The 13,048-nt window shown below is 65.9% G+C and carries 16 protein-coding genes and 1 pseudogene; 10 read left to right on the plus strand and 7 right to left on the minus strand.

Annotation, left to right across the window (positions count from 1 at the left end; translation table 11 throughout):
- Positions 1 to 14 precede the first annotated feature (14 nt).
- Complete coding sequence (locus A5782_RS11360; RefSeq protein WP_067099465.1) at positions 15 to 794, minus strand: SDR family oxidoreductase; 780 nt, start codon at positions 792 to 794, stop codon at positions 15 to 17.
- A gap of 58 nt (positions 795 to 852) precedes the next feature.
- On the opposite strand from A5782_RS11360, the gene A5782_RS11365 reads away from it, so the two are divergent.
- Positions 853 to 1,329 carry a nuclear transport factor 2 family protein gene (locus A5782_RS11365; RefSeq protein WP_067099467.1) on the plus strand — a complete coding sequence of 159 codons (477 nt, stop codon included), beginning with the start codon at positions 853 to 855 and terminating at the stop codon, positions 1,327 to 1,329.
- A 72-nt stretch (positions 1,330 to 1,401) separates the two neighbouring features.
- Here the strand turns inward: A5782_RS11365 and A5782_RS26785 are convergent.
- The 3 genes and pseudogenes from A5782_RS26785 to A5782_RS11380 all read right to left on the minus strand — a co-directional run.
- Positions 1,402 to 1,806 (minus strand): annotated as a pseudogene (locus A5782_RS26785) (DJ-1/PfpI family protein); the annotation flags it as partial.
- The gene (locus A5782_RS26790; RefSeq protein ID WP_067099471.1) at positions 1,773 to 2,141 is read right to left on the minus strand and encodes a DJ-1/PfpI family protein; all 369 of its coding nucleotides are present in this window, start codon (positions 2,139 to 2,141) and stop codon (positions 1,773 to 1,775) included. The pseudogene A5782_RS26785 and the gene A5782_RS26790, both read right to left, overlap by 34 nt.
- Before the next feature lie 19 nt (positions 2,142 to 2,160).
- Positions 2,161 to 3,111, minus strand: a complete 951-nt coding sequence (locus A5782_RS11380) for a GlxA family transcriptional regulator (protein ID WP_067099473.1) — start codon at positions 3,109 to 3,111, stop codon at positions 2,161 to 2,163.
- Positions 3,112 to 3,222: 111 nt separating this feature from the next.
- Here A5782_RS11380 and tpx point away from each other — a divergent pair, with 111 nt between their 5' ends.
- The gene (tpx, locus tag A5782_RS11385; protein WP_067099475.1) at positions 3,223 to 3,717 is read left to right on the plus strand and encodes a thiol peroxidase; all 495 of its coding nucleotides are present in this window, start codon (positions 3,223 to 3,225) and stop codon (positions 3,715 to 3,717) included.
- Positions 3,718 to 3,748: 31 nt separating this feature from the next.
- Here tpx and A5782_RS11390 read toward each other — a convergent pair whose 3' ends face one another.
- Together A5782_RS11390 and A5782_RS11395 are read right to left on the minus strand one after the other, a co-directional pair.
- Positions 3,749 to 4,702 (minus strand): nitronate monooxygenase family protein, encoded by a 954-nt coding sequence (locus tag A5782_RS11390; RefSeq protein ID WP_067099477.1) that lies wholly within the window; start codon positions 4,700 to 4,702, stop codon positions 3,749 to 3,751.
- Positions 4,699 to 5,079 (minus strand): NYN domain-containing protein, encoded by a 381-nt coding sequence (locus A5782_RS11395; protein ID WP_067099707.1) that lies wholly within the window; start codon positions 5,077 to 5,079, stop codon positions 4,699 to 4,701. The genes A5782_RS11390 and A5782_RS11395 overlap by 4 nt, the downstream gene beginning before the upstream one ends.
- Positions 5,080 to 5,156: 77 nt before the next feature.
- Between A5782_RS11395 and A5782_RS11400 the strand changes: the two genes are divergently transcribed.
- Positions 5,157 to 6,341 (plus strand): acyl-CoA dehydrogenase family protein, encoded by a 1,185-nt coding sequence (locus tag A5782_RS11400; protein WP_067099479.1) that lies wholly within the window; start codon positions 5,157 to 5,159, stop codon positions 6,339 to 6,341.
- A gap of 86 nt (positions 6,342 to 6,427) precedes the next feature.
- Positions 6,428 to 7,330 carry an NAD(P)-dependent oxidoreductase gene (locus A5782_RS11405; RefSeq protein WP_067099481.1) on the plus strand — a complete coding sequence of 301 codons (903 nt, stop codon included), beginning with the start codon at positions 6,428 to 6,430 and terminating at the stop codon, positions 7,328 to 7,330.
- A gap of 35 nt (positions 7,331 to 7,365) precedes the next feature.
- Here A5782_RS11405 and A5782_RS11410 read toward each other — a convergent pair whose 3' ends face one another.
- The gene (locus tag A5782_RS11410) at positions 7,366 to 7,935 is read right to left on the minus strand and encodes a TetR/AcrR family transcriptional regulator (RefSeq protein WP_067099483.1); all 570 of its coding nucleotides are present in this window, start codon (positions 7,933 to 7,935) and stop codon (positions 7,366 to 7,368) included.
- A gap of 80 nt (positions 7,936 to 8,015) precedes the next feature.
- Between A5782_RS11410 and A5782_RS11415 the strand changes: the two genes are divergently transcribed.
- From A5782_RS11415 to A5782_RS11440, 6 genes are all read left to right on the plus strand, one after another.
- The gene (locus A5782_RS11415) at positions 8,016 to 8,834 is read left to right on the plus strand and encodes a class I SAM-dependent methyltransferase (RefSeq protein WP_067099708.1); all 819 of its coding nucleotides are present in this window, start codon (positions 8,016 to 8,018) and stop codon (positions 8,832 to 8,834) included.
- Entirely contained in the window at positions 8,827 to 9,681 is an 855-nt protein-coding gene (locus A5782_RS11420; protein WP_067099485.1) for a lysophospholipid acyltransferase family protein, read from the plus strand. Before A5782_RS11415 ends, A5782_RS11420 begins: the two co-directional genes overlap by 8 nt.
- A gap of 68 nt (positions 9,682 to 9,749) precedes the next feature.
- Positions 9,750 to 10,202, plus strand: a complete 453-nt coding sequence (locus A5782_RS11425; protein WP_067099710.1) for a helix-turn-helix transcriptional regulator — start codon at positions 9,750 to 9,752, stop codon at positions 10,200 to 10,202.
- 4 nt (positions 10,203 to 10,206) lie between these two features.
- A complete protein-coding gene (locus tag A5782_RS11430) occupies positions 10,207 to 10,617 on the plus strand; it encodes a VOC family protein (protein ID WP_067099487.1) in 411 nt (136 codons plus the stop codon).
- Between the two features lie 111 nt (positions 10,618 to 10,728).
- Positions 10,729 to 12,183, plus strand: a complete 1,455-nt coding sequence (locus tag A5782_RS11435; protein ID WP_067099489.1) for an aldehyde dehydrogenase — start codon at positions 10,729 to 10,731, stop codon at positions 12,181 to 12,183.
- Positions 12,184 to 12,200: 17 nt separating this feature from the next.
- The gene (locus A5782_RS11440) at positions 12,201 to 13,025 is read left to right on the plus strand and encodes an alpha/beta fold hydrolase (RefSeq protein WP_197694195.1); all 825 of its coding nucleotides are present in this window, start codon (positions 12,201 to 12,203) and stop codon (positions 13,023 to 13,025) included.
- Positions 13,026 to 13,048 lie beyond the last annotated feature (23 nt).

The following is a 13,048-nucleotide window of genomic DNA, read 5'->3' on the forward strand; positions in this document are numbered from 1 at the left end:
ACTGACCGCGAGCTCTACGGGCAGGTGTATCCGCCGTCGATCACGACGTCCGAACCCGTCATATAGCTGGAAGCCTCGCTCGCCAGATAGACGTAGAGGCCGGTGAGTTCTTCGGGGCGCCCGATGCGGCGGAGCGGTATTTTCGGCTCCCACTGGCGGTGATACTCGGTATACGGCTCGACGAGCTCGGTGAGGATATAGCCCGGGCTGACGCTGTTGACCCGAATGTTGTGGGGCGCGAATTCGACTGCCATGGCCTTGGTCAGCTGGATGACCGCCGCCTTGGAGGCGCAGTAGTGGCCCACCTGCTGCGGGACGTTGATGATGGTGCCCGACATCGAGGCGGTGTTGATGATGACGCCGCCGCGTCCCTGCCGAACCATCGCCCGGGCCGCCGCCTGCGCGGTCAGGAAGACTCCGGTCACATTGGTGTCTTGGATGCGCTGAAATTCCTCCGGCGACATCTCCAGCATCGGGATGACCGCGATGATGCCGGCGTTGCAGACCGCGACGTCGATGCCGCCCAGCTCCGCGGTCATCTGATCCACCATGCCGGTCACCTGGTCGGGTTGAGTCACGTCGCATCGGATCGGCACGATCTTGCCTTGGGAATCATTGCCGTCCGCCGCGAGCTCGGCGGCGATGTCTTGCAAGGCTTCGAAATTCCGCGCCGCGATGGCCACATGGGCGCCGGCTTGCACGTAGGCCTGTGCCACTTTCCTGCCGATACCGCTGGACGCCCCGGTCACCAACGCCCTCTTGCCGGCCAGGCTGAACAAGTCCAACACGTTCATTCGATATCCCCATTCATACGAGCGACCCAAAACCGGAACACGTTCTAGTGTGTCCGCTATGGGCAAATTCACGAGGTCAGAAATCAATAACGCCGTCGAGAACTACACGAAGGTCGTCGAAGGGTGCAGCGCTTCGGGCGACTGGCGGCCGTTCGCGGATCTCTTCACCGAGGACGTCGTCTACACCGAGCATCACTACGGCGTCTTCCACGGGCGCGAGGCGGTCCGCGACTGGATCGTCGCGGTGATGGCGCCGTTCCCGCACATGCGTTTTCCCAGCGACTGGAGTGCTCACGACGAGGACAACGACGCCGTCGTCGTCATGATCAAGAACCTGCTCGACCACCCGACGGATCCGAACGGTGAACCGTTCTGGTTCCCGAACTGGACCCGGCTGGTCTACGCCGGCGGCGGGCTGTTCTCGAGCGAAGAGGACATCTACAACCCCGACCGTGACGCTCCCGGCGTCGTTGCGGCGTGGATGCAGGCCGGCGGCCAGCTGGCCACGACCGAGATCCTGCAGCCCAACGCCTAGCCCGTAGTGCCTGTGTCTGGGCTGGATAGTGCTTGCGCGCAAAGCGCTGTCACCGGCGCTGACGCTCCTGACTCACGTCATCCTCTCCAACGGCCGCCTGCGCCGCCGGGCCCGGACCATGCCCAGCGCCTGGTCCCAGGCGAGCAAGCTCGTGGCTTTCACGTTGGCGGGCGTCACGCTGTCGCGGGTCAGCAATGCCGCCGCCGCGGCCTTCGTGGTCGCCGACGCCTTCGAGATGTGACCCGAGTCGAACGGGGGTTGCGGGTCGTATTCGAGCGCGAGTTGGATTGCCTTTGCGCGGGATTCGCCACCGATCTGTGCGGCCAGCCACAACGCGAGGTCGAGCCCGGCGGACACGCCCGCACTGGTGACGATGTCGTCCTGATGCACAATCCGTTCGTCGGCCACGGGAACCGCCCCGAATGCCTTGAGCGCGTGGATGGTCAGCCAGTGCGATGTCGCCCGTCGGCCGTCGAGCAGCCCGGCGGCCCCAAAATCACCGACCCCGAGCACACCGACGTCGTCCAGTTCGCGGTGTGGTGGGCCCGGCGCAGCCAGTCGAGCAGCGCGTCGTCACGGGCATGAACCGGAGTCGACGGACCCCCGGGAACGAGAATGACGTCGGGGGAGGGTGTTTCGGCCAGCGAGTGGGTGGCACCGATGACCAGTACACCGGAGTCTGCGGTGATCGGTCCGACCTCGTGCCACACGAAGCGCACCTCGGCGCCCGCCAAGTTGCGCAGCACCTCGTACGGACCGATCATGTCCAGTGCGGTGAATCCCGGATAGGCCACGATGGCGATTTGGGTCATCAGTGTCGTCCTTTCGGTGTCAGGCAAAGGCATTGCGGTATTGGTCGGGCGAAATACCCACGCGGCGAAGGAAATTGCGGCGCATGGTTTCCGCCGTGCCGAAGCCGCACCGGGCGGCGATCGCCACGACGGTGTCGTCGGTCTCCTCCAACTGCCGGCGCGCGGCTTCGGTGCGGATGCGTTCCACGTATTGGCCGGGCGCCTCGCCGATTTCGGCGGTGAACACCCGGGTGAAATGGCGTGGGCTCATGGCGGCCCGGCGTGCCAGATCATCGACGCTGTGCGGGCCGCCCGGCTCGGCCTCGATCCGCTCTTGCACCTCGCGGATCGAGTCCCGTCTGGCCCGCGGCATCCACACCGGCGCCGCGAACTGCGTCTGCCCGCCCGGGCGGCGCAGATACAGCACGAGCCAGCGGGCGACCGTCTGCGCGACCTCGGTGCCGTGATCGTCCTCGATCAGCGCGAGCGCGAGGTCGATGCCCGCCGTCACGCCCGCGGCGGTCCACACGGTGTCCGAGCTCCGCACGAAGATCGGGTCGGCATCGACCTCGATGGCCGGGAATTCGGCCGCCAACCGGTCGGCGAAGGCCCAGTGTGTGGTCACCCGCTGCCCGTCGAGCAGACCCGCCTCGGCCGCGAGGAACGCGCCGGTGCACACCGTCACGATGCGTCGGGCATGTGCGGCGACGGTCTTGATCCAGGCGACGAGTTCAGCGTCGGATCGCGCAGCATCGACACCGGCGCCGCCGGGCAGCACGACCGTGTCGATCGGGTCGCCCGGGTCCGGCAACGGGGTCGCTACGAAGGCCAGCCCGGTGGCCGTCTGGACCGGTTGGCCACCGACGGAGGCCATCGCGACGTCGTAGCCGCCGCCCGTCAACAGCGATGCACCGGTGAAGACGTCATACGGGCCCACCACATCGAGCGCCTGCACGCCGGGAAAGCCGACGATCACCACCTTGCGAGGCATGGATTCAGTGTTGGGCACGCCGGGGTGCGTCGTCTACGCCATGTATCCCACTAATTAGGACATGGGGACCTGCCCCACGATCGCCGCGGCGGCCTTGGCAGACTGTTGCCCATGGCACAGATAACGTTGCGTGGAAACCCGATCAACACCGTCGGCGAGCTGCCTGCCGTCGGATCCAAAGCCCCGGCCTTCAGTCTGACCGGCGGCGATCTAGCCGCGGTCAGCAGCGAGCAATTCGGCGGTAAGCCCGTGGTGCTCAACATCTTTCCCTCCATCGACACGCCGGTATGCGCGACCAGTGTGCGGACCTTCAACGAGCGCGCCGCCGGGGGCGGGGCGACCGTGGTGAACGTGTCGAAGGACCTGCCGTTCGCGCAGGCGCGATTCTGTGGCGCCGAAGGCATCGAGAACGTCAAGACCGCGTCGGCGTTCCGGGACAGCTTTGGTGAGGACTACGGCGTCACCCTCATCGACGGTCCGATGGCCGGACTGCTCGCCCGGGCCATCGTGGTGATCGGTGCCGACGGCAATGTCGCCTACACCGAGCTGGTGCCCGAGATCGCCCAGGAGCCGAACTACGACGCGGCGCTGGCGGCTGCGGGCTGACGCCTGCCCGCTGGGGTCGGACCTCGTCGAGCTAGGCCTCGCCGATTCGCTCGGAAGTGGCCGCCAGCACCTCGCGGCAGCCGCTCCACGCCTGTTTGATGATGTCGGCGGCCGGGGGCAGATCCTGGATGCGCCCGGCTACCTGACCGGTGTTTGCGACGCTGGCGTCCAGGTCGCCGTCGAAATAGAGCCGCTGCACGCGTTGTAGGGCCGCGGCGCCCGCTTCGGCAGACGTCGCGGTGTCGAGCCGGTCGGCGGCGGGCGTGCGGATGACGCGCATCATTCGCGCGCCGTCGAGGGGCAGCAGCACCGTGCCGGTCTCGTCGGCGCCGACGACCGCCTGCTTGAGGTTGCCGTGCACCGGCGAGTCCGCAGAGGCGAGCAGCCTGGTGCCCATCTGGACCGCCTCGGCGCCGAGAACAAACGCTGCCGCCATGGACCGCGCGTCGCAGATCCCGCCGGCCGCCACGATCGGGACGTCGACATTGGCCGCCACCAACGGCAGCAGCACCATGGTCGACGCGCCGAACCGGTTCTTGAACCCACCTCCTTCGATGCCTTCCACCACCAGCCCGTCCACACCGGCATCGACGGCCTTCTTGGCCACGGCCAGGGTGCCCACCACGTGGAACACCGTGATACCGGCGTCGTGCAGACGCTCGGTGAATACCGACGGGCTGCCGGCCGAGGTGGTCACGAACCGAATGTCGTTGGCGACAAGCAAATCCACCATCGCCGGGTCACGGTTGAACAGCAGCGCGATGTTGGCGCCGACGGCGCCGCCGGTCAGCTCGCGCACTCGCCGCAGGTCGGCTCGACCCTGATCCGAGGTGGTCTCGATGATTCCCAGCGCACCGGCATTCGACACCGCCGCGGCCAGCTGGGCGCCGGCTATATAGGTCATCGGCGCCTGGATGATCGGGATGTCGATGTGCGCAAGAGCGCAGACCCGGTTGGCCGCGGGACCCGGGTTTGCGGTAGTCATCGGTCCCGCGGATCGACAAGGTCGCGGAAACTTTCCGACCGGTGCACGGATGCACCCAGACTGCGCACTCGCTCGGTCAACGCCCTGTCGGATGTCACGACGCGAATGTCGTGTGGCGCAGCATCGGCCGCGACCAGCCGGACGATCTCGTCGTCGGCCGAATTCGCGGCCGCCCTGGGTGCGTGCGCAACCTCGACTACCGATGACGTGATGGCCGTCGACGGCGGTCGCTCAAAAACCACGGTCACGGTTTCTCCTTGACCCGACGCCCATCGATCCAGCCTCTCCACCAGTGTGACCATGGCGCCGTTGCGGTCCTTCCACCAGCCGTCGGGACGACTTCCGATCACATTCATGCCGTCGACGATCCAGCGCACAACCCACACCGTAAACGACGAGGCGCGACAAGTGATTTTCATTCTTAAAGCGATCGGTGGTTGATACGGTCACCCTCATGACCTCGATCGCGGGCACAGAACACCGGGTTGTCGCGCTGGCCCGCGGTATGCGCGACCTGGTGGCGGCCGAAGCCGCCGAATCCGAACGGATGCGCACCCTCACTCCGGCGATCGTCGATGCGATGTGGTCCAGCGGGCTGATGTCGGCGTTCAACCCGGCGGTGGCCGGTGGTGTCGAGCCGTCGTTCGCCGAGATGATCGAAACCTGGATCGAAATGTCTTGGCAAGATGGTTCATTCGGTTGGGTGGGGATCGCCAATCTGCCGTCGTCCTTCGCCGCGGCGGCGTACCTGCCCGACGAGGGCTTCGCCGAAGTGTTCACCGCGCACGACAACCGGGTCACCATGGGCGGCCAATTCTTTCCCAACGGACAGGGCGCCGCGGTCGACGGCGGTTACCGGGTGACGGGCGCATGGAACTTCGGTTCGGGCATCGGTCACTCGCAATACGTTGCGGCCGGTTTCCTGCCGATGGACAACGGCGAGATGCGCTGGATCAGTGAGGGTTTCCCCGAGATGCGGATTGCCGTGATCCCGCGCGAGGAGATCAGTTTCAACGACGGCTGGTACGTGCAAGGCCTCAAGGGAACCGGTTCCTACGACTACAGCGCTCAGGAGGTGTTCGTACCCGAGCGCCGCACGTTTGAACTGTTCGTGCGGCAGCCCTACCGCGGGACATCTCCGGCCACCCGGATGGGACTGATGCCCGTCACCGCAGCCGGCCACGCGTCGTGGGCACTGGGCGTGGCCAAAAGCATGCTCGACGATGTCCAGGAGCTGGCCGCGACGAAATTCCGGATGAGTGACATGGCATCGCTGGCCAGCCGCCCCACCTTCCAGAAGGGCCTGGCACATCACCGCGCGGCCTGGCGCGCGGCTCGGCTGTTGGTGCTCGACGCGTTCACGTGCGCCGAGGCCGCCGTGGCGGCGGGGGAGGACCTGACACCGGCGCTTCGCGCCGACATGCGGGTGGCCGCGGTCTACGCCACCGACACGGCCCGAAGCTGCGCCGAATGGGCGCATCTGGTCGCCGGGACCAGCGCGATCCGTGAGGGTAGCCGGTTGGAACGCGCCTTCCGCGACATCTACACCGGAACACAGCACGCCTTCATCAGCGAGAAGGTCGCCATCGACGCCGCACAGATCTGGCTCGGCATCATCGAGGACCAGCCCGGCTTGTAGATCGCGACGGCTCGGGTTTCGCTTAAGGGCTTGCGAACGTTGACGGATCTACTGACGGGCACCCGGGTCCTCGTTACCATCAGCGCATGCGCGGCTCAAAAATCCTGATCACCGGTCCGACCGGCCAGATTGCCACCCCCATCGCCCGGGCGCTCGCCGCCGACAACGAGGTCTGGGGCATCGCCCGTTTCACCGACCCCGCGGCGCGAGAACGCCTCGAGGAGGCGGGAATCCGTTGCGAGAAGGTGAATCTGGCCGCTGGCGACTTCACCGGTCTGCCAACTGATTTCGACTATGTGCTCAACCTTGCGGTGGCCAAGAGCGGAAGCTGGGACAAGGATCTGGCGGCCAACGCGGAGTCGGTCGGCCTGTTGATGGCCCACTGCCGGGACGCGAAGGCCTTCCTGCACTGCTCGTCGGCCGCCGTTTACGACCCTCCGGACGATGACCCGCGCAGCGAGCGTTCCGCCCTCGGCGACAACCACAAGCCACTCTTTCCCACGTACTCCATTTCCAAAATCGCCGGGGAAGTGGTCGCGCGGTCGGTGGCGCGCGTCCTCGGCCTACCCACCACGATCGCGCGGCTCAACGTTCCCTACGGCGACAACGGCGGGTGGCCGTTCTACCACATGGAGATGATGCTGGGCGGTATCCCGATCCCCGTCCCACCCGGTGAACCGGCGCGCTACAACCCGATTCACGAAGACGACATCATCGCGACCATCCCCAAGCTGCTCGAGGTCGCATCGGTGCCGGCGACCACGGTCAACTGGTGCGGCGACCAGACCGTCAGCCTGCAGGAGTGGTGCGACTACCTCGGGTCGCTCGTCGGCACAGAGCCCATCTTCGAGGCGAGCGAGCAAGCGCTGCGAGGCAATCCGACCACCGTCGACCGGATGCACGAGCTCATCGGCGCCACCTCGGTCGACTGGCGCGACGGAATTCGCCGCATGGCAGCCAAGTTCCACCCGGACCTCGTGGGCGTCTAACCCCGGTTGCGGCACAGACTTATTCGTCGACCTAGTCAAGCTCGGGCTTTGACGATGCGAGCCGCCGCCTCCACCGCGGCGGCGCGGCGGCGTGCGATGACTTCCGCGTCGGTGGTCGCCTCGTCGGGGTCGGGCCAATGCGCCCAGGAAAGCCCGATTCCGAACAGCAATACCAACAGTTGGCGAGGGTCCCACCACGGATCGACGTGACCGTCGAGCCGGGCCTGTTCCAGCGCGGCGATGGCCGTATCGGGCGGAGATCCGCCGTCGAACTCCGGCTTGTCGAGGGGAAAGCCCTCTAGCCGCGCCCAGGTGATCATCCTCAGATGCTCCGGCCGGTTCTGGGCGAGATCGAATACGTCGCCGACGAACTCGGGTACGGCATCGGGGCGCAACAACACGGCACGGAAGAACTCCGCGCCGTCGGTGGCGACGACATCGCGAAACAGGGTTTCTTTGTCGCCGAAATGGGCGTACAGGCGTTCTTTGCTTGCACTGGCGGCTCGCGCGATGCGGTCGATCCGGGCTCCTGCCAGTCCGTATTGCGCGAATTCCGCGCGAGCAGCAGCGAGAATTTCGCCGCGCAGCTCCGTGGTCGTCCTCACAGGTCCATCATAGGCGGACGAACTGGTTCGTTTGTTATGGTGGGTAGGAGCACACTGGGAAGGGAGAAGAAGACATGGTGATGGGGATGGCCAAAAGTTTCGATCGGGCTGCTATTGCGACGATGCCGCGGGGTGGACCCGATGCGTCGTGGCTAGATCGCCAATTCGAGACCACTGCGCTCGAGTACCTCGATCGCGACGACGTCGCCGACGAGGTCAAGCAGAAGGTCATCGGGATGCTGGATCGGATCGGCACCCTGACCAACCAGCACGAGAATTGCGCGCGAATCGCCCTGGACGTTCTGGCCGACATACCGACCCCGCGCATCTTGGAGTTGGGCGCGGGTCACGGGAAGCTGTCCGCCAAGATCCTCGAGCTGCACCCCACGGCTACGGTCACGGTCTCCGATGTGGACCCCACCTCGGTGGCCAAGTTCAACGCGAGTGAGCTTGGAGCTCATCCCCGGGCGCAGGCCAAGGTGATCGACGCAACCGCGATCGACGCCCCGGACCACAGTTATGACCTGGTGGTGTTCGCGATGGCGTTTCACCACCTGCCGCCGGCGATCGCCTCTCGCGCCATCGCCGAGGCCACTCGGGTGGGGAAGCGGTTCTTGGTCATCGACCTCAAGAGGCGAACGCCGTTGGCCACCTTGCTGTTTCCGCTGGTGGCGCTGCCGGTGAACCTCGTGCTGTTACCGTGGTCCTGGATACAACCGAGTTTGCACGACGGGTTCATCAGTGCACTGCGGGCATACAGTACATCGGCGCTCGAGGCCCTTGGCCACGCCGCGGGCCCGGGGGTACGGTTCGAGGTCCTGCCGTCGCCAAGGCGACTCGGGATGCCCTCGAACGCTGTTTTGTTCTCGCGGACGGACGGAACCGCCAACCATGAGTGACGGGCCTGATCTCGTTGGCATCATGGAACCTAGCGAGCGCGTCCGGTCGCTGCGCCGGGTCCTTGATGCGGTGACCGACAGGTTGCACCCCGTCGTGAATCTGTCCCGGCCCTACGTCGATGGCCTGGAGAACCTCCCGCCCGACGGGCGATTCCTATTGGTGGGCAACCATACTCAGTTCGGTTCCGAAGTCTTTCTGATTCCTGACGCGGTGCGGCGCAGCATTGGAACCCGGGTGCGGCCACTGGCCGACCGGAATTTCGGACGACTGCGCGGATTGCCCGCCGATCTGATGGCGGCGTTCGGTGGGGTGATCGGCGCACCCGAGAGTGCCCGCGAACTGATGCGCCACGACGAAACCATCCTGGTGTTTCCCGGTGGCGGAGGCGAGATCGCGAAATTCAAAGGCGAGGAGTACATGCTGCGCTGGCAAGGGCGTTCCGGATTCGCCCGTCTCGCCGTGGAGAATGGGTACCCGATCGTGCCGGTCGGCCTGGTCGGGGGTGACGACGTCTACCGCAGTTGGACCACGCGCGACAGCGCATACGCGAAATTCAGTGCGGCACTGAGCCGTAGACTGAGTGGCCGGACCGACATGGCGATGCCGTTGTTGCGGGGGATCGGACCCACACTCATCCCGCGGCCGCAGCGGATGTATCTGCGGTTCGGCGCCCCGATCGACACCACGACACCGCTAGGTGTCACGGACGAACAGTGGGTGGACATCGTCAAAGAGCGGACCCGACGGCAGTTGGAACACATGCTGGCCGACCTGATCCGGCTGCGTGGAAATGATCCCTACCGCGGGCTCAGCCCACTGGCGTGGCACAGCGCCACGACGGCCTGAAGGTCCCAAACACGGCGAGCGGGGCGCGGCCTTGGGCGATCTGCGGTCGGCGTGGCAGCATCACACGGGTGACCGGCACACCCGACGCGGCCGCGCAGCGCCTGCGCACCCTCGTCCTGTTGCGCCGCGTCCGGGACCGGATCGATCGGGACTACACGCGACCGTTGGACGTCGAAGCGCTCGCGCGCGGAGTGCACCTGTCCGCCGGCCACCTCAGTCGCGAATTCAGGTGCGCCTACGGCGAATCGCCGTACTCCTACCTGATGACGCGACGCATCGAGCGTGCGATGGCGCTGCTGCGCCGGGGCGACCTGAGCGTCACCGAGGTGTGCTTCGCGGTCGGTTGCTCGTCATTGGGCACCTTCAGCAGCCGGTTCACCGAACTGGTCGGTGTACCGCCCAGCACATACCGCAGCCGGTCGGCCGATGCGCTGGCGGGCATGCCACCATGCGTGGCCAAGCAGGTGATGAGACCGATCAGGAATCGAGAAGCGTCTGCCGTCGGACCGCACCTAGCCTGACCGCATGAACATCACCATTCATTCGAGCTTCCTTCCCCACCAGGACCCGGAGTCGTCGCTTGCCTTCTATCGCGACGTCCTCGGGTTCGAAGTTCGACTCGACGTCGGCAAGGGCACGATGCGCTGGATCACGGTCGGTCCGCCGAACCAGCCGGACACATCCATCGTCTTGAACCCACCGGCCGCCAACCCGGGCATCACCGACAATGAGCGCCGCACCATCGCCGAGATGATGGCCAAGGGCAGCTACGCCACACTGCTGCTGGCCACCAAGGACCTCGACGGCACCTTCGAACGGCTGCAGGCCAACGAAGTTGACATCGTCCAGGAGCCCACCGACCAGCCCTACGGCATTCGCGACTGCGCCGTGCGCGATCCCGCGGGAAACCTCATTCGCATCCAAGAACTGCGCTGAGCCCTCCGCGTGCGGATGCTTGACCAGCCGTGTGCACAATGCTAAGCAAGTGCTCAGCACTGAGCGCATTGGGCGCTGGGGGCGCCACGACAGGCATACGAAAGGGTTCAGATGACGGTGCAGGCGGTATTGGACGACATTCGCAAGCGCCCCGGCTCGGGGGACGTCATTCCGATCATCAACCCCGCGACCGAGGAGACGATCACCGAATTCACCGACTGCGGGCAAGAAGCGGTCAATGACGCCGCGGCGCGGGCGAAGGCGACCTTCGAGTCGGGTGTCTGGTCCGAGCTTCCGGGCCGCGAGCGGGCCAAGATCTTGTGGCGGATCGGGGACCTGATCGACGAACACGCCGAAGAATTCGCCCAGCTCGACTCGCTCAACACCGGCATGCCGTTGATGCAGGCCCAATTGCAGATGTCGACCTGTTCGGAGTTCTTCCGCTACTACGCCGGGTGGTGTTCGAAGATCAACGGCGTCGCCTACGACGTGAAAACCGACGGCATCGCGACCGACAACTACGTGAACATGCACGCCTATACGCTCAAAGAGCCCTACAGCGTGGTGGGCCTGATCTTCCCGTGGAACGGCCCGATCTTCAATGCCAGCGCGAAGCTTGCGCCGGCCCTGGCGGCGGGCGGCAGCCTGCTCGTCAAGCCCGCCGAGGAGACGCCGCTGTCGGCGCTGCTGTTGGACCGGCTCATCCACGAGGCGGGCGTGCCCGAGGGGGTCGTCAACCTGCTGACCGGTTACGGCCACACCGCGGGTGCCGCGATCACCGCGCACCCCGATGTCCAGAAGGTCGCCTTCACCGGCTCGACAGAGGTCGGCAAGGAGATCGTGCGGGCCTCGGCTGACAACCTGAAGAAGGTCACGCTCGAACTCGGCGGGAAATCGCCGGTGCTGATCTTCGACGACGCGAACCTGGACAACGCCATCATGATGGCGTCGCTGGGCATCTTCGTGCACTCCGGCCAGGGCTGCGTGTGCGGGTCGCGCATCTTCGCCCAGCGCGGCGTCTACGACCGGGTCGTGGAAGGCATTGCGATGATGGCGAATTCGTTCAAGCTCGGCGCCCCCAGCGAGGAGGGCTGCGTCAGCGGGCCGCTGATCAGCCAGAAGCAGCTGACCCGCGTCATGGGCTTCATCGACGAAGGCAAGAAGGACGGCGTCGAAGTGGTCACCGGCGGTCATCGCCTGGACCGCAAGGGCTACTTCGTCCACCCGACGGTGCTCACCAACGTCGACACGAGCATGCGGCTGTACCAGCAGGAGATCTTCGGACCGGTGGTCACCATCCTGCCGTTCGACGACGAAGACGAGGCCGTGGCCCTGGCCAACGACACCACCTACGGCCTGGCGGCCACCGCGTGGACGGAGAACCTCGGTCGGGCCCACCGGATCATGCGGCGACTGCAGGCCGGCAGCGTGCAGGTCAACTGTCAGCTGGTCTTCGACCACGATGTGCCGTTCGGCGGCTACAAGCAGTCCGGCTGGGGTCACGAGTTCGGTAAAGAGGGCCTCGAGATCTACCTTAAGACGAAGTCGGTCTGGGCTCAGCTCTAGGACGGCTTTGCCGTAAGGTGCTGACCATTCCTGAGGTCAAGCTGTCGCATGGCGTATTGCACTACCGGGATATCGGTTCCGGCCCGTGCATCCTGCTGATCCACGGCTTGTTCGTCGACAGTCGAGTGTGGGATTGGCTGGTTCCGCTGCTGGCCCCGCGGGCACGTTGCGTCATGCCGGACCTTCCGCTGGGCGCGCACCGAATACCGATGGACGGCGACGCCGACCTGTCGCCGCCCGGACTGGCGCGGCTCGTCGCCGAGTTGATCCAGACGCTAGGGTTGCGCGAGGTCACGCTGCTGGGCAACGACACTGGCGGTGCCCTGTGCCAGATCCTGTGTGCGAACCACCCCGAACTCGTCGACCGCTTGGTGCTGACCAATTGCGATGCGTTCGAACGCTTTCCGCCGGACGCAGTCCGCGCGATCGAGCGCGCCGGCGCGCGTATCCCGGGATCCATCGCGGCTCTCGACCGTATTCTGCGAGTGCGTCTGCTGCGGCGCGCGGCGCTCGCGGCTGTACCGGTGACGATGCGGCCGCTTCCGGATGCGTTGCTGGCCAGCTGGTTTGAAGCATTGCATGACCGACGCATCCGCGCCGACCTGCGCGCGGTGCTCGAAGGAATCTCGCCGAAACATACGCTGTCTGCGGCCGAGCGGTTGAAGACCTTCGAGCGCCCCGCGTTGATCGCTTGGGGGACCCGCGACCGATTCTTCCCGCTGAGCGACGCCCGCCGACTCGCCGGCACGTTGCCCCACGCACGATTGGAAACGATCGACGACGCGCGCACGTACGTCCAAGTCGATCAGCCGCAGCGTATGGCCGAACTCATAACGAGCTGACCCAAACACGAACGTTCCGAGCC

The sequence above is a fragment of the Mycobacterium sp. 852002-40037_SCH5390672 genome, assembly GCF_001665875.1.
Taxonomy (GTDB): Bacteria; Actinomycetota; Actinomycetes; order Mycobacteriales; family Mycobacteriaceae; genus Mycobacterium.

Excerpts from the sequence above, each read along its gene's own strand:
- A5782_RS11360 (WP_067099465.1), bottom strand. The coding sequence starts at position 794 with ATGAACGTGTTGGACTTGTTCAGCCTGGCCGGCAAGAGGGCGTTGGTG.
- A5782_RS11365 (WP_067099467.1), top strand. The coding sequence starts at position 853 with ATGGGCAAATTCACGAGGTCAGAAATCAATAACGCCGTCGAGAACTAC.
- A5782_RS26790 (WP_067099471.1), bottom strand. The coding sequence starts at position 2,141 with ATGACCCAAATCGCCATCGTGGCCTATCCGGGATTCACCGCACTGGAC.
- A5782_RS11380 (WP_067099473.1), bottom strand. The coding sequence starts at position 3,111 with ATGCCTCGCAAGGTGGTGATCGTCGGCTTTCCCGGCGTGCAGGCGCTC.
- tpx (WP_067099475.1), top strand. The coding sequence starts at position 3,223 with ATGGCACAGATAACGTTGCGTGGAAACCCGATCAACACCGTCGGCGAG.
- A5782_RS11390 (WP_067099477.1), bottom strand. The coding sequence starts at position 4,702 with ATGACTACCGCAAACCCGGGTCCCGCGGCCAACCGGGTCTGCGCTCTT.
- A5782_RS11400 (WP_067099479.1), top strand. The coding sequence starts at position 5,157 with ATGACCTCGATCGCGGGCACAGAACACCGGGTTGTCGCGCTGGCCCGC.
- A5782_RS11405 (WP_067099481.1), top strand. The coding sequence starts at position 6,428 with ATGCGCGGCTCAAAAATCCTGATCACCGGTCCGACCGGCCAGATTGCC.
- A5782_RS11415 (WP_067099708.1), top strand. The coding sequence starts at position 8,016 with ATGGGGATGGCCAAAAGTTTCGATCGGGCTGCTATTGCGACGATGCCG.
- A5782_RS11420 (WP_067099485.1), top strand. The coding sequence starts at position 8,827 with ATGAGTGACGGGCCTGATCTCGTTGGCATCATGGAACCTAGCGAGCGC.
- A5782_RS11430 (WP_067099487.1), top strand. The coding sequence starts at position 10,207 with ATGAACATCACCATTCATTCGAGCTTCCTTCCCCACCAGGACCCGGAG.
- A5782_RS11435 (WP_067099489.1), top strand. The coding sequence starts at position 10,729 with ATGACGGTGCAGGCGGTATTGGACGACATTCGCAAGCGCCCCGGCTCG.